14 protein-coding genes are annotated in these 14,146 nt (G+C 64.3%); 8 read left to right on the forward strand and 6 right to left on the reverse strand.

From position 1 onward, the window contains the following. Positions 1–155 precede the first annotated feature (155 nt). Both ACO6D5_RS21610 and ACO6D5_RS21615 read right to left on the reverse strand, forming a co-directional pair. Positions 156–545 carry a DUF4148 domain-containing protein gene (locus tag ACO6D5_RS21610; protein WP_315526435.1) on the reverse strand — a complete coding sequence of 130 codons (390 nt, stop codon included), beginning with the start codon at positions 543–545 and terminating at the stop codon, positions 156–158. Between the two features lie 286 nt (positions 546–831). Continuing rightward, positions 832–3,588, reverse strand: a complete 2,757-nt coding sequence (locus tag ACO6D5_RS21615) for a M16 family metallopeptidase (RefSeq protein ID WP_485826472.1) — start codon at positions 3,586–3,588, stop codon at positions 832–834. A 106-nt stretch (positions 3,589–3,694) separates the two neighbouring features. On the opposite strand from ACO6D5_RS21615, the gene ACO6D5_RS21620 reads away from it, so the two are divergent. The 3 genes from ACO6D5_RS21620 (at position 3,695) to ACO6D5_RS21630 (ending at position 5,581) form a co-directional block, all read left to right on the forward strand. Then, positions 3,695–4,294, forward strand: a complete 600-nt coding sequence (locus tag ACO6D5_RS21620) for a GNAT family N-acetyltransferase (RefSeq protein WP_315526440.1) — start codon at positions 3,695–3,697, stop codon at positions 4,292–4,294. Positions 4,295–4,543: 249 nt separating this feature from the next. Then, a complete protein-coding gene (locus ACO6D5_RS21625; RefSeq protein ID WP_315526443.1) occupies positions 4,544–4,921 on the forward strand; it encodes a hypothetical protein in 378 nt (125 codons plus the stop codon). Positions 4,922–5,023: 102 nt separating this feature from the next. Beyond that, a complete protein-coding gene (locus tag ACO6D5_RS21630) occupies positions 5,024–5,581 on the forward strand; it encodes a GNAT family N-acetyltransferase (RefSeq protein ID WP_315526445.1) in 558 nt (185 codons plus the stop codon). Between the two features lie 71 nt (positions 5,582–5,652). Here the strand turns inward: ACO6D5_RS21630 and ACO6D5_RS21635 are convergent, their stop codons facing one another. Together ACO6D5_RS21635 and ACO6D5_RS21640 are read right to left on the reverse strand one after the other, a co-directional pair. Then, positions 5,653–6,825: a hypothetical protein gene (locus tag ACO6D5_RS21635; protein WP_315526447.1), complete on the reverse strand. Its 1,173-nt coding sequence runs from the start codon at positions 6,823–6,825 to the stop codon at positions 5,653–5,655. 25 nt (positions 6,826–6,850) lie between these two features. After that, on the reverse strand, positions 6,851–7,732 hold the full coding sequence (locus tag ACO6D5_RS21640) for an AAA family ATPase (RefSeq protein ID WP_315526449.1): 882 nt from the start codon (positions 7,730–7,732) through the stop codon (positions 6,851–6,853). Between the two features lie 178 nt (positions 7,733–7,910). Between ACO6D5_RS21640 and ACO6D5_RS21645 the strand changes: the two genes are divergently transcribed. Continuing rightward, positions 7,911–8,264, forward strand: a complete 354-nt coding sequence (locus ACO6D5_RS21645; RefSeq protein WP_006217806.1) for a c-type cytochrome — start codon at positions 7,911–7,913, stop codon at positions 8,262–8,264. A gap of 11 nt (positions 8,265–8,275) precedes the next feature. Beyond that, the gene (locus ACO6D5_RS21650) at positions 8,276–8,638 is read left to right on the forward strand and encodes a c-type cytochrome (RefSeq protein ID WP_088587777.1); all 363 of its coding nucleotides are present in this window, start codon (positions 8,276–8,278) and stop codon (positions 8,636–8,638) included. 72 nt (positions 8,639–8,710) lie between these two features. Here ACO6D5_RS21650 and ACO6D5_RS21655 read toward each other — a convergent pair whose 3' ends face one another. After that, positions 8,711–9,136, reverse strand: coding sequence for a DUF1841 family protein (locus ACO6D5_RS21655; RefSeq protein WP_006223558.1), 426 nt, complete (start codon positions 9,134–9,136; stop codon positions 8,711–8,713). A 282-nt stretch (positions 9,137–9,418) separates the two neighbouring features. Between ACO6D5_RS21655 and icd the strand changes: the two genes are divergently transcribed. The 3 genes from icd to ACO6D5_RS21670 all read left to right on the forward strand — a co-directional run bounded on the left by icd (position 9,419) and on the right by ACO6D5_RS21670 (position 13,818). Continuing rightward, positions 9,419–10,675 (forward strand): NADP-dependent isocitrate dehydrogenase, encoded by a 1,257-nt coding sequence (gene icd / locus ACO6D5_RS21660; RefSeq protein WP_006217809.1) that lies wholly within the window; start codon positions 9,419–9,421, stop codon positions 10,673–10,675. Positions 10,676–10,792: 117 nt separating this feature from the next. Further along, the gene (locus ACO6D5_RS21665; protein ID WP_485826473.1) at positions 10,793–12,058 is read left to right on the forward strand and encodes an O-antigen ligase family protein; all 1,266 of its coding nucleotides are present in this window, start codon (positions 10,793–10,795) and stop codon (positions 12,056–12,058) included. Positions 12,059–12,276: 218 nt separating this feature from the next. Further along, positions 12,277–13,818 (forward strand): methyl-accepting chemotaxis protein, encoded by a 1,542-nt coding sequence (locus ACO6D5_RS21670; protein WP_485826474.1) that lies wholly within the window; start codon positions 12,277–12,279, stop codon positions 13,816–13,818. Here the strand turns inward: ACO6D5_RS21670 and ACO6D5_RS21675 are convergent. Continuing rightward, positions 13,796–14,146 (reverse strand): dihydrodipicolinate synthase family protein (locus ACO6D5_RS21675; RefSeq protein ID WP_485826475.1); only part of this gene is annotated, 351 nt, incomplete at its 5' end. The genes ACO6D5_RS21670 and ACO6D5_RS21675 overlap by 23 nt on opposite strands.

Consider the following 14,146-nt stretch of genomic DNA (forward strand, 5'->3'; position numbering starts at 1 on the left):
TGCGACTGCTAGGTGCTGCGACTGCTGAGTACTGCTTTTGCTACATCTACTGCGGGGTACTGCTCAGGCACTGCTACGACGGTTGCCGCTGTACCGGAAAAAACCGGCCCCAAGCCATGATGCCGCCTGAGGCCGGCCGGGCTACAGCAAGCAGCTCACCGGGTGATCGGCGGGTATTCGAGTTCGCCGAACGTGTATTGGCCGCTGGCCTTGGCTTGCGCCAGTTCCTGCTGGACTTCAGCGCGCGTCTTGACGGCGGCAGGCGCTGCGGCGACGGGCGGGTATTGCAGTTCGCCGAACGTGTACTGGCCGCTGACCTTGGCTTGCTGCAGCTGGGCTTGCACTTCTTGCGAGCTCAGGCTGGCGCCTTGGGGCAGGGCAGGCGGGTAGTCCAGTTCGCCGAAGGTGTATTGGCCGCTGGCCTTGGCTTGTTGCAGCTCGGTCGCGACTTGGGCGCTGGTCTTGCCTTGTTCAACGCCGGCGGCTTGGGCGCCAACGCCAACCAGGGCCAGGGATAGCAGCAGGGTGGTGGTTAGGGATTTCATGGTAGACCTCCAATCTTGTCAGTGGGGACCGAATCCGGCGGCCCTCCGTCGTGGTTCGTTGTTTGTTCCCGATGACTGAATTCTGCGCGTTATCCCACCTGGGATAAACCCGTATTCCCTGAAAACATCTTTCCAAATAACCGAGTAATAGATCGGTTATGTGAAAATCTCCCCGCCAATGGCATGGTTTTGTAGATTCCAAGGCCGGAGCGCCATATAGCCAGCATTCCATCATGCAAAAAAAAGCCCCTGCCAAGGCAGGGGCTGGTCACGAGGGCGCAGCGTGTCAGGGGGCGGCTTTCTTCTTGAAGTCGCCGGCGACCGCCGTGCTGAAGCCATCCGGGCGCAGGTACTTGCGCAGGGCGGCGTTGACCGCGTCGGGCGTCAGCGCCGAGATCTTCTTATCCATCTCGGCCGACCATTCGAACGTGCGGCCGCGCTGCAGGTAGTCCAGCCACGTCCCGGCCAGCACATCGTCTTGCGCGCGGGCCAGGTTGCGGTAGTTCAGCAGGGCGTTGATGCCGTCAGAGATTTCCTTTTCCGAAAAGCCTTCCTTCAAGACGCGGGCCAGTTCCTCGTTGATGGCCTTTTCCAGGCGTTCGCGGTTCTGCGGCGCATAGATGGCGTACATGGTCCAACTGGCGCTGGGCTCGAACGAGGAGACCGACAGCGAACTGCGGACGTTGTAGGACAGGCCTTCGGTCTCGCGCACACGGTTCCACAGGCGCGAGGTTTCGGAGGCGCCGAACAGGTAGTTGGCCAGGTACAGCGAGGCGTAGTCGGCATCCGTGTCTTGCAGTTTCAGCGGCATGCGCGAGACGTAGAAGGCGTTGGCCTTGTCGGGCGTGTCGATGTCGAACTGCTTGGCGGGGATGTCGCGGTACGGGTTGCCGACGCGCGTGTAGGCGGGGGCCTTCTTCCAACCGGCCAGACCGGACTTGATCGCCTTTTCCACGGCTTCCGGCTCAAAGTCGCCAACCGCCGAGTATTCAATCTTGCCCGCGCCGTAGAACTTGGCGTGGAACTTGGCCAGCGCGTCGCGGTTCAGGCCGCGCACGCTGGCAAGCGATTCTTCGAACGTGGGCACGTAGCGCAGGTCGTCGGCAGGCCACGGATTGTCCTGGCGGGCCAGCGCGCGTCCGGCCAGGGCCGAGGGCTCGGTCATGGCGTTCTGGATCGAGGTTTCAAGCTGACGTTGGTATTCCTCGAGCTGTTCCTTCGGGAAGTTGGCGTTGCGGACAATATCAAGCGCCAGCGCGGTCAGTTCGGGCAGGTTCTCGCCCTTGGTCGACATGGCGATCTTGAGGGTGGTGCCGCCGCCGCTGAAGCCGAGTTCGGCTTGCAGCTTGTCCAGGCGGTCCTGGATGTCCTGGCGCGACAGCTTGGCCGTGCCGCGGGTCAGGAGGTCGGCCACGGCGCTGGAATTCACGCGCTGGCCCAGCAGGTCTTTCTCGTTGCCGAACTGGATCAGCATCTGGGCCTGCACGCGGTTGCCGCGCGTGGCCTTGGGCAGAAGCGCCAGTTGCACCGGGCCATTGGGCAGGTCCAGCTTCTTGCGCTGGGTCAGCTTGTCGATGTTGGCAGGGGTGGGATCGAAGGCGGACGCGGCCTTGAAGTCCGGATCGCCCTTGTAGTCCTTGAACACGGCGGTCAGGTCTTCACGCTGCAACTGCGGCGCGCGCAGGGGCTTTTCCGTTGGGATGTAGCGGCCTTCGATGCGGTTGCTTTGCACCAGATAGGTGACGGCGGCTTGCTGGACGTCGGCCAGCGAGGCCTTGCGGGCGCGGTCGCGCTGCAGGAAGAACAGGCGCCAGTCGCCCGCGGCAATGGCTTCGGACAGCGCCACGCCGACTTGTTCGGGGTCGCTGTAGGTCTGTTCCCATGCCGTCAGCCATTTGCTGCGCGCGCGGTCCAGTTCCTGTTGGGTGAAGGGCTTCTTGCCCAACGTTTCCAGCGTGCTGGTCAGGGCCTGCACGGCAGTGTCCAGATTCTTGCCGGGGGGCAGTTGCGCGCCGAACATCGCCAGGCCCGGGTCGCGGTTTTCCATGGTGAAACCGAACACGCCCGAGGCCAGCTTGGTGGCGACGAGGGCATGGTACAGGCGGCCCGACGGCGTGTCGGACAGGATGACGGTGGCCAGGTCCAGCGGCACGAAGTCGGGGCTGCCGGCGGCGGGGATGTGGTACATCGCCGCGACCAGCGGGGTGCCGCCGGTGCGGCGCAGCGTGACCGAGCGTTCGCCGTCCTGTACGGGTTCCACGGTGTATTCGGGCGGCAGCTTGCGGTCGGGCCTGGGCAGCTTGCCCAGCGTTTCCTCGATGTCCGCCAGCGTGGCTTGCGGGTCGAACTTGCCGGCCACGATCAGCACGGCGTTATCCGGCTGGTAGTACTCGTGATAGAAGGCGCGCAGTTGCCCGATGTCCACGTTTTCCACATCGGACCGGGCGCCGATGGTGTTCTTGCCGTAGCTGTGCCATTGGAAGGCTGCGGCCTGCATCTTCTGCATCAGGATGCGGGAGGGGCTGTTTTCGCCGCTTTCCATTTCATTGCGGACCACGGTCATTTCCGAATCCAGGTCTTCCTTGGCGATCAGGGAATTGACCATGGCGTCGGCCTGCCAGCCCAGGTACCACTTGAGGGTCTCGGGGTTGGCGGCGAAGCTGGCGAAATAATTGGTGCGGTCGCTGGAGGTCGACCCGTTGGCCTGCAGGCCGCGGCGCGAAAACTCGCCCATGGCGTTGCGGGTAGTGGACGTGCCCTTGAACAGCATGTGCTCAAGCAGGTGCGCCATGCCGGTCTGGCCGTAGTTCTCGTTGCGCGAGCCGACCAGATAGGTCATGTTGACCGTGGTAGAGGGCTTGGATTCATCGGGAACCAGCAACACTCTCAGGCCATTGGCCAGGCGGTATTCGGTGATGCCTTCAATCGAGGCGGCCTCCGAGACGCCGGCCGGAAGGCTGGCGGCCCCGGCCTGGAAGGCCAGGAAGGAGGAAAACAGCAGCACACCCAGCGGGCGCGGCAGCTTCGATAGGGACAGGCGCATGGCAGACAATTCCTTTGGCATGGCAGAATCCGTTGGAGTGTATACGTTGGCAATGGTTCAAGGGCCGATCCCGGCAGCGCCCCCGCCAACCGCAAGGAAATCCGCCATGTCTTTATCCCTGGAAGTTGAAACGCCGCGCCTGGTGCTGCGGCAGTGGCGCGCTGACGACCGCAAGCCGTTCGCCGAGATGAATGCGGACCCGCGCGTGACGGAGTTCCTGCTGCCGCTGTCCGCGCCGGAAAGCGACGCTCTGGCCGACCGGCTGGCCGCCGGTATTGACGAGCATGGCTGGGGCTTCTGGGCGGTCGAGGCGCCCGGCGTGGCGCCTTTCGTGGGCTTCGTGGGCATCAAGCCGATGCCGCCGGCGCTGCCGTTTGCGCCCGGGGTGGAAATCGGTTGGCGCCTGGCTCAGCCGTTCTGGGGGCGCGGCTACGCCAGCGAGGCTGCGCTTGCCGCGCTGCGCGTGGGGTTCGAGCAGGTGGGACTGGGCGAGATCGTGGCGTTCACCGCCGTGGGCAATCAGCGTTCACGCGCGGTGATGGCGCGCCTGGGCATGCAGGAGGACGCCGATCCGTTCGATCATCCGGCCGTTCCCGAAGGCCATCCGCTGCGCCGGCATGTGCTGTACCGCATGGGCCAGGCGCAATGGCGCCAGCAAGAAAATGGTGACATAGAGCCAGGCGGGATGCCGGTTGCGGCCGCTTAAGGGCTGGAAAGCCGCAAGCGCATAGGGTGCTGCAATGCAACATCCTTAGTGCACAAGGCAAATTTGAGGTCGGTCCGCGTGCGGGTGTAAGCTCTGAACAACGTAGTAGCTGTTGCCGACGGGATGCGCGACAGCCGTCTACCGGCTTCCCGTCCAACGCCAGACGCCGCCGCAAGCGCGGCGCCGGTGCTTGTCGTTCGCGCCTTCGCTGCCGGCATCCTGCCGGCGCATTTTTCGGAGGAACGACCCATGCTGACCGAGATCGTCACGCGTGCCTTGTCCCAATTGACCGGCAGCGCCCTGAGCGGCGACGGGATCAAAGGGCAATTCCAATACGCCTATGCCAGTGATGACGGCCAATTCGTGGCCATATTGACGCATGACATGACCACCTATGTCGTGGACCTGAGCACGCAACGGTATTTCGCCGAGTGCGGCGGTTCGCCCCGCGGGTTTGCCGGACATGTGCTGGAAATGGAAGGCGCCGCAGCGCGCAGTCATCCCTGGCCGGCTGCCAATGACCTGTTCGACCTGGACATGGACGCCGATGAGCTTTCCTGGCGGCAGTGCCCAGGCCTGCGCCAGGCCTCCGCCGCCCACCGATCTGTGGAGAGCCGCGCCGCCTGAGAGTGGCCAGAAGCGGCAGCAACTCACTGAACCGGCGGATTCGCCGGTTTTTTTTATGGCGGACGCGTGTCGTGGCGCAGGAGCGCCCGGTACAATTTTTCAATGAAATCGCCCGCTGAAACCTTCGCGCCCGATGGCGCCATCCTTGTAGACTGCACGCATGAACGCCATGCGGACCAGATACTGGCCATCTTCAACGACGCCATCGCCACCTCTACGGCCCTCTACGACTACAAGCCGCGGCCGCGCGAGGCGATGCAAGGCTGGTTCCAGGCCAAGCAGCAGGGCGGCTTTCCGGTGGTGGGGTTCGAGAATGCGGCGGGCGAGTTGATGGCGTTTGCCAGCTACGGCACGTTTCGCGCGTGGCCCGCATTCAAGTATTCGGTCGAGCATTCGGTGTACGTCGACGGGCGGTTCCGCGGCATGGGCCTGGGCGAGGCCATGATGCGAGTGCTGATCGCGCGGGCGCGCGCCAATCAGGTGCACGTGCTGGTCGGCGGCATCGACGCGTCGAATGAGGGCAGCATCCGCTTGCACGAGAAGCTGGGCTTCACGCATTCGGGCACCATCAAGGAAGCGGGCTTCAAGTTCGGCCGATGGCTGGATCTGGCGTTCTATCAGCTGACCCTGGATACGCCTGACGCGCCAGTGGATGGCTGACGGCCGCAGGATGGGTTGCGCGTGTCCAAGCGTCGCGGTCCTTGCGGAGTTTCCACTCGCGCATCACCCATCTACTTGGATAGCACGCGCATGGCCTGTTCCAGGCCCGCGACGGTGACCGGGTACATGCGGTCCTGCATGATGTCGCGCATCAGCGCGATGGATTGGCGGTATTGCCACGACGCGGTGGGTTCGGGATTCAACCAGACCGACTTGGGCCAGGCGTCCAGCAAGCGCCGCATCCACTCGGCGCCGGGTTCCTTGTTGTAGTGCTCGACCGAGCCGCCGGGCTGCAGGATCTCGTAGGGGCTCATGGTGGCGTCGCCGACGATGATCAGCCGCCAGTCGGGGTTGTACTTGCGCAGCACGTCCCAGGTGTCGAATCGTTCGTTCTGGCGCCGGCGGTTGCTCTGCCACAGGCTTTCGTAGGGGCAGTTGTGGAAGTAATAGACTTCCAGGTTGCGGAATTCGCTGCGGGCCGCTGAAAACAATTCTTCCACGCGCCCGATGTGGTCGTCCATGCTGCCGCCCACGTCCAGCAGCATCAGTACCTTCACGGTGTTGTGGCGCTCAGGGACCATGCGCAGGTCCAGGTGGCCGGCGTTGCGGGCGGTGCTGGCGATGGTGTCGTCCAGGTCCAGCTCCAGCTCGGCGCCCTGGCGCGCAAAGCGCCGCAGCCGGCGCAGCGCCACCTTGAAGTTGCGCGTGCCCAGTTCTACCTGGTCGTCGTAGTCCTTGAACTGGCGCATGTCCCAGACTTTGACCGCCGTGCGGTTGCCGGCCGATGCGCCGCCCACGCGTATGCCTTCAGGGTGGTAGCCGCCGTTGCCGAACGGCGAGGTGCCGCCGGTGCCGATCCATTTGCTGCCGCCCGCGTGGCGTTCTTTCTGCTCTTGCATGCGTTCCTTGAAGAGCTCCATCAGCTTGTCCCAGCCGTGCTTCTCGATGGCGGCCTTTTCTTCGGGCGACAGGCTTTTCTCGAACTGCTTGATCAGCCAGTCCAGCGGGATTTCCTTGCCTGCCGGCAAGGCGGCTTCGATGCCCTTGTAATAGGCACCGAAGGCCTTGTCGAAACGGTCGTAGAGCGACTCGTCCTTGACCAGCGTGGCGCGCGCCAGGAAGTAGAACTCGTCCAGCGTGGGCGCCATCAGGTCCTGGCGCAGCGCGTCCACCAGGGTCAGGTATTCCTTGACCGAGACGGGCAGCTTGTGCGCCCGGAGGTGATAGAAAAAGTCGATCAGCATGTGCGGGTCGCCGGTGGCAGCAAGATCAACGGCGCTGGCCGCCGCGCGTCATGGCCGCGAGGCGTTCCAGCAGGTGCACGTCTTGTTCGTTCTTCAACAGCGCGCCAGCCATCATCGGCACGGCGGTGGCCGTGTGCGCGTCGATCTCGGCGGCCGTGGCGTCTTCGGCCAGCAGCAGGCGCAGCCAGTCCAGCAGTTCGGACGTGGACGGCTTTTTCTTCAGGCCCGGCGCGTCGCGCAGCGCGAAGAAGGTGTCCAGCGCGGCGCGCAGCACGTCCTGTTTCAGGTGAGGATAGTGCACGGCGACGATGTCGCGCATGGTCTCGCGGTCGGGGAAGCGGATGTAGTGGAAGAAGCAGCGGCGCAGGAACGCGTCGGGCAGGTCCTTCTCGTTGTTGGACGTGATGATGACCAGCGGGCGGTGCCGCGCGGCGATGGTCTCGCGCGTTTCGTACACATGGAATTCCATGCGGTCCAGTTCGCGCAGCAGGTCGTTGGGGAATTCGATGTCGGCCTTGTCGATCTCGTCGATCAGGAGCACCACCGGCTCGTCCGCCTGGAAGGCCTGCCACAAGGTGCCTTGCACGATGTAGTTGCGGATGTCGCGGACTTTCTCGTCGCCCAGCTGCGAGTCGCGCAGGCGCGACACGGCGTCGTATTCGTACAGGCCCTGGTGCGCCTTGGTCGTGGATTTGATATGCCACTGCAGCAGGGGGCGGCCCAGCGCGCGCGCCACTTCTTCGGCCAGCATGGTCTTGCCCGTGCCGGGCTCCCCCTTGATCAGCAGCGGCCGCTGCAAGGTCAGGGCGGCGTTCACAGCCAGCTTCAGGTCGTCGGTGGCGACGTAGCTGTCGGTTCCGTTGAAGCGGGCAGGCGAGGTGGAGGGGGCGGACTGGGCTGCGGACATTGTCTGATGGCTTCCGAGGATTGACGGGGATCAATACCATCGTAAGGTATTAATCCTGAGCAATTATCGTACAATCAGGCGGTTTTGCAGTTGGGTTCGACCCGCAACGTGTTTGCAGGGGGCCTTTTCGTGTGATGCAGGCCCTAGTCCTTAAGCCATACCAAGAAGAGCCATTCCAATGAAGTTGCGAACCTCTCTGAAGTGCACGGTTTCCGTGTTGGCCGCGATGGCATCCTGTGCGATCGCCGGCCAGGCTGTTGCTGCTGACGCAGCGCCTGTCGGCAACATCCAAAACGCCCGAGACAAGGTCTCCATGTGCATCGGTTGCCACGGCATCGAAGGCTACAAGGCGACGTTTCCCGAGCTCTATCACGTGCCGATGATTGCTGGCCAGAACGCCAAGTACATCGAAACTGCCCTTAACGAGTACAAGAAAGGCGCGCGCAGCCATCCCACGATGGACGCCATTGCCGGCAGCCTGTCCGACCAGGACATCGCCGATCTGGCCGCGTACTACTCGAATCTCAAATAAGGGGCAAACACATGAACCGCACCATGCTTGCCCTTGCGGGCGCGACCTTGGCCTTCGCAGGCACCGCCGCCCAGGCGCAGGATCTGGCGGCCGGCAAGGCCGTCTTCGACAAGTTCAATTGCGCATCGTGCCACGGCGCCGATGCCAAGACGGCGGTGGACCCCGCCTACCCGACGCTGGCAGGCCAGCACGCGGATTACCTCGTCCACGCCCTGAAGGCCTACAAGCGCGGCGCCTCCGGCAGCGCGGCCACGGCCAATGTGCGCAAGAACCCCATCATGGGCGCTTTCGCGACCCAGCTGTCCGACCAGGACATCTCCAACGTATCCGCCTGGCTGGCGTCCTTGCCCAGCGATCTGGGCGTGCGCAAGTAAGCCCTGGCGGCTTCACGCAATAAAAAACCCTCGGGGAGACCCGAGGGTTTTTTCATTCGACGGGGCGCGCGTCTACAGGCTGGCGCGGCGGCGGATCAGATCGATGTAGGTGTCGCTGTCCATGGGCGTGCCCAGGCGCTGCGCTTCCCAGACGACCTGGCCCAGGCATTCCATGATCTCGTGCGCCGCCTGGTGCGCGTCGGAGCGCGCCGTCAGTTGCTGGTAAGCGCGGCGGATGCCGGGCGGATGGTCGATGGACAACTGCTCGGCGATCGCCAGGTGCATCGACAGGTGCAGGAAGGGGTTGGTGCGCCCCTTTTCCACGGCGTATTCCATGGTCATGGCATCGGGGCTTTCCAGGTCGCCGTGGTACTCGGGATGCTCGATGATCCAGTCCAGCGCCATGGCCTCGAGCGGGGTCAGCACCTCGTTGGCGCGGTGTTTGCGCCAGGTGTCGATGAAGAATTCGCGGACTTGGTCGCGGGAAGGATTGAACATCTGCGGGGGAGGGAATACGGGCTGTGGAAACGTTATTTTACCGCCCGGCCGATTCCTGGGGAAAACGTCCGTTTGGAGGCAGCAAGCGCCGGCAAACCGCAGCTTGTGGACTTTTTTATGCCGCCCCCCGGCGGGCCGTCAGGTCCACCGGCCGCTTTGCGATATAGAATTGATTGGTATCCGCCATCCGGTGTGCGGTTCGCGAGGGTGGTTTCCCCGCGGAATCGGACGCTTTCCGATGCGGCGCTTGCAGAAAAACCACCCGGAGCAAATGGAGCATTCATGTCCTACCAACATATCAAGGTTCCCGCTGGCGGCCAGAAGATCACGGTCAACGCTGATTTCTCGCTGAATGTGCCTGAACAGCCCATCGTTCCCTTCATCGAAGGCGACGGCACGGGCGCCGACATCACCCCCGTGATGATCAAGGTCGTCGACGCGGCGGTGCAGAAAGCCTACGGCGGCAAGCGCAAGATCCACTGGATGGAAGTCTATGCCGGCGAAAAGGCCACCAAGGTCTACGGCCCGGACGTCTGGCTGCCCGACGAGACCCTGGAAGTCGTCAAAGACTACGTGGTGTCCATCAAGGGCCCGCTGACCACGCCGGTGGGCGGCGGCATCCGTTCGCTGAACGTGGCGTTGCGCCAGCAATTGGACCTGTACGTCTGCCTGCGCCCGGTGGCGTACTTCAAGGGCGTGCCGTCTCCGGTGCGCGAGCCCGAGAAGACCAACATGGTGATCTTCCGCGAGAACTCGGAAGACATCTATGCGGGCATCGAATACATGGCCGAAAGCGAGCAGGCCAAGGAACTGATCCAGTTCCTGCAGACCAAGCTTGGCGTGAAGAAGATCCGCTTCCCGAACACGTCCTCCATCGGCATCAAGCCCGTGTCGCGCGAAGGCACCGAGCGTCTGGTGCGCAAGGCCGCGCAATACGTCATCGACAACGACCGCACGTCGCTGACCTTGGTGCACAAGGGCAACATCATGAAGTTCACGGAAGGCGGCTTCCGGGATTGGGGCTACGAATTGCTGCAAAAGGAATTCGGCGCCCAATTGATCGACGGCGGCCCGTGGTGCAAGTTCAAGAATCCGAAGACGGGCCGCGAGATCATCGTCAAGGACGTGATCGCCGACGCCTTCCTGCAGCAGATCCTGCTGCGCCCGGCCGAGTACGACGTGATCGCCACCCTGAACCTGAACGGCGACTACATTTCCGACGCGCTGGCCGCGCAAGTGGGCGGCATCGGCATCGCGCCGGGCGCCAACCTGTCGGATTCGGTCGCCATGTTTGAAGCCACCCACGGCACGGCGCCCAAGTATGCGGGCAAGGATTACGTGAACCCGGGTTCCGAAATCCTGTCGGCTGAAATGATGCTGCGCCACATGGGTTGGACCGAAGCCGCTGACCTGATCATCTCCAGCATGGAGAAATCCATCCTGTCCAAGAAGGTCACGTATGACTTCGCCCGGCTGCTCGAAGGCGCGACCCAGGTGTCGTGCTCGGGCTTTGGCCAGGTCATGATCGAAAACATGTAGTTTCGGTTTTCCCCGCGAGTCATGCAGAACCCGCCCGCCGTCATGGCGGGCGGGTTTTGTCTACCTGACCCGCAGGATGCGCGCTGCGCCCCCGTTTCTCCTATTAGGTTGATTGCTGTGCCCCGAATGTATGTATCCCTGGCCACATGGCTTGTATTGCTGGTTCCCGCGCTGGCATTGACCAGTCCCGTGGGAGGGCCCGCCGTCGTCTACCTGAGCGGGGGGATTGCGCTGGCTGCCTTGGCTGCCAACGCGGTCAAGCACTACGAACCCATGGATTTCAAGGCCTTGTGGCCCATGGCGCTGGCGCTGTTGCTGCCCCTGGCCTGTATGTTCGCCACATCCCTGGTCCGGGGGGTGTGGAGCAATTCCGAATTGGAGAAGCTGCTGCGGTTTGCGTTGGCGATACCGGTGCTATGGCTGCTGCTGCGCGCCCCGCAGCGTTGGTTGAAGCTGGTGCAATGGAGCATCGTCGCCGGCGCGTTGGCCGGAGCGGGGCTGCTGATCGTCACGATGGAGACGCATGGGCGCGGGGCCGTGGTCGACGTGGGCGGACGCTACAACGCGGTGGCATTCGCGAACATGACCTTGCTGTTCGGCGCCATGACGCTGCTGTCCCTGGGCTGGGGCCCCAGCACGCGTTGGCCGCGCATCGAAACGGGGGTGAAGCTGTTGGCGGTGGCGCTGACGGTGGCTGCCACCTGGGTATCCGAGACGCGCAGCAGCTGGATGCTGCTGCCGATCCTGGGACTGGTGTTCCTGTTGGGCCTGCGCAATTGGAAGAGCCGTCACAAGGTTTATTGCGCGCTGGCCGTCTGTGTGGCGCTGGCGGCCAGTGCCGCCGCCATTTGGACGTTCAGCAGCCGCATGCAGGAGATCTCGCACGACGTCGAAGGCTTCGCGACGTCCGCCAACCGCGATACGTCCTTCGGCATCCGGCTTCAGCTGTGGCACGCGTCGATCCTGATGTTCGAGAAAAGCCCGATCGTGGGTGTCGGCCCCAGCAAGTTCCGCGATGAATTGCTGGCACTGCAGAAGCAGGACATCGTGACGGAGGAAGTCGTCGAGGGCTTCGGCGAACCGCACAACGACATGTTGGCGGCCCTGTCCGGGTACGGCCTGCTGGGGTTGCTGAGCATCCTGACGCTGTATCTGCTGCCGGCGGCCATCTTCTTGCGGCGGCTGGCCAGCGATGACCGGGTGATCCGCGTGGGCGCCCAGCTGGGGCTGCTGTTCTGTCTGGGCTATTGCGCCTTCAGCCTGACCGAAATGATGTTCCGCAACATGCGCAGCGTGCCCAATTATTCGCTGATCGTCGTGACGTTGATCGCGTTGACGACCCCCCGTGCGGCCCGCGCCGCGCCCGCCGTGGCGCCGCGCTGACAACCCGCGGGGGCGTCCCCCCCCAGCCAGTCCTCCCTGAACGCAAGGCGCATCCGCCTTGCGTTTTTCTTATGGGGGTTGCGCTAGATCAAGCTTGATGCTTCGACTTGGTGAAAACCCTGCTGTGTCCCCGTATCCTGACGGACCGCAATACATAAACCGTCACATTCTGCCGCTAATGGTTTCAGGCGCGGGAGTGGGCATTACGAGGAGAGCCTGTGAAAAATTCCAGCCTGCGCAGGGAACTGCTGTGGTTCGTGTTCGCCATCGGCGCCGCCGTCCTGGTATTGGGCGCTTGGGACGCGTGGCAGCGCCGCACGGAAATGGTGGCCGAGCGCAAGACGGAACTGCGCCACGTCCTGGACTTGGCTGCCGGCATCCTGCGCAACGGCAAGCAGAGCGTCAGCGAGGGCATGCCCCTGGCCGACGCCAAGCGCAACGTGGCGCGGCGGTTGGCGCAACTGCGCTACGGCGCCGACGGCTATGTGGGCGTCTTCGGCGACGACTACGCATTGCTGGTCCACCCCGACGCCAAGCTCGTGGGCACGAACGTGCGCGCCATCAAGGACGTCGACGGCTTGCCGATCTTTGAGAATCTGTACGCCGGGGGCAAGGCAGGCGGGGGCTATGTGCAATACCGTTTCCCGCGGCCGGGCGAGGTCGAGGCGCTGCCGAAGATCAGTTATGCGACTTACGACGCCGACTGGGGGTGGCTGATCTTCACCGGCCTGTATGTGGACGATGTGGACGCCGCGTTCTACGGCACGCTGTGGCGCCAGGGCGCCGTGACGCTGGGCTTGCTGGCCTTGGTGCTGATCGCCGCGCTGCGCTTTTTCCGCACGCACGTCATCGGTCCGCTGGACGAGGCCGTGGCGCTGTGCGAACGCGTGGCCAATGGCGATCTGTCCAGCATCGTGTCGCGCCACCATCGCGGCGAAATCGGGCGCTTGTTCGACGCCATGGCGCGAATGCAGGAACGCCTGGACGCCGCCGTGCGCACCATCGTGCAGTCCACGGGATCGATCGCGGCGGCGTCGCGCCAGATCGCGGCGGGCAGCATGGACCTGTCGGACCGCACCGAGAAGCAGGCCGCTGCCCTGGAACAGACCGCGGCCAGCGTGGAAGAGATCACCGCCACGGCCAAGCAAAGCGCGGACCATGTGCGTGAAGTCAGCTCGCTGGCCGGAGAGGCGGCGCAACTGGCGCGCCAGGGCAGCGAAGAGACCCAGCACGCCATCGACGCCATGCGCGAGATCTCGCACAGCTCGCAGCGCATCGACGAGATCATCAGCGTGATCGATGGCATTGCGTTCCAGACCAACATCCTGGCGCTGAACGCGGCCGTGGAAGCGGCGCGGGCGGGCGAGCAGGGACGCGGGTTCGCGGTCGTGGCGGGCGAAGTCCGGGCGCTGGCGCAGCGGTCGGCCACCGCGGCCAAGGAAATCAAGGGCTTGATCGAAACCTCGTCCGAGTCCGTCGCGCGCGGCAGCCAGCGCGTCGAGCAGGCCAGCGCCACGATGGGCAGCGTGCTGGAATCGGCCGCCACCAGCGCACCGCTGATGGGCGAGATCGCCACGGCGTCGGCCGAGCAGAGCGTGGGCATCGAGCAGATCAATCAGGCCGTGACGCATCTGGACAGCGTGACGCAACAGAACGCCGCGCTGGTCGAGGAATTCGCCGCGTCGGCGGCCACCCTGCACGAGCAGGCCGACGACCTGGCCCGCGCCGTGTCCATCTTCAAGCTGTCTGCAGCCGGCTAGGGGAACCCTGCACCGCGCTCATGGCGCGTTGCAGCCGGGGGCTCAGTTCCCGGCTGGCCGGCATCATAGGCATGCGCAGCTCGTCGGCGATCAAGCCTTGCATGGACAGGGCGCGCTTCACCGGCGCCGGGTTCGGTTCGGCGAACAGCAGCCGGATCAGGCCGCGCAAGGGTTCGAAGAGCTCGCGCGCGGCCTCGGCGTGGCCGTCGCGCGCCAGTTGCATGACTTCGACGTAGCGCTCGGGGAACAGGTGTGCCGCGGCCGGAATGGCGCCGCGGCCGCCGGCCAGCCAGTGGTCCAGCAGCGCCAGATCTTCGCCGCACAGCGC

The sequence above is a fragment of the Achromobacter sp. genome, assembly GCF_057314935.1.

Coding starts and splice junctions, on each gene's coding strand:
- ACO6D5_RS21635 (WP_315526447.1), bottom strand. CDS start 6,825: ATGCTGATCGACTTTTTCTATCACCTCCGGGCGCACAAGCTGCCCGTC.
- ACO6D5_RS21630 (WP_315526445.1), top strand. CDS start 5,024: ATGAAATCGCCCGCTGAAACCTTCGCGCCCGATGGCGCCATCCTTGTA.
- ACO6D5_RS21655 (WP_006223558.1), bottom strand. CDS start 9,136: ATGTTCAATCCTTCCCGCGACCAAGTCCGCGAATTCTTCATCGACACC.
- ACO6D5_RS21620 (WP_315526440.1), top strand. CDS start 3,695: ATGTCTTTATCCCTGGAAGTTGAAACGCCGCGCCTGGTGCTGCGGCAG.
- ACO6D5_RS21610 (WP_315526435.1), bottom strand. CDS start 545: ATGAAATCCCTAACCACCACCCTGCTGCTATCCCTGGCCCTGGTTGGC.
- ACO6D5_RS21640 (WP_315526449.1), bottom strand. CDS start 7,732: ATGTCCGCAGCCCAGTCCGCCCCCTCCACCTCGCCTGCCCGCTTCAAC.
- icd (WP_006217809.1), top strand. CDS start 9,419: ATGTCCTACCAACATATCAAGGTTCCCGCTGGCGGCCAGAAGATCACG.
- ACO6D5_RS21645 (WP_006217806.1), top strand. CDS start 7,911: ATGAAGTTGCGAACCTCTCTGAAGTGCACGGTTTCCGTGTTGGCCGCG.
- ACO6D5_RS21650 (WP_088587777.1), top strand. CDS start 8,276: ATGAACCGCACCATGCTTGCCCTTGCGGGCGCGACCTTGGCCTTCGCA.
- ACO6D5_RS21615 (WP_485826472.1), bottom strand. CDS start 3,588: ATGCGCCTGTCCCTATCGAAGCTGCCGCGCCCGCTGGGTGTGCTGCTG.
- ACO6D5_RS21625 (WP_315526443.1), top strand. CDS start 4,544: ATGCTGACCGAGATCGTCACGCGTGCCTTGTCCCAATTGACCGGCAGC.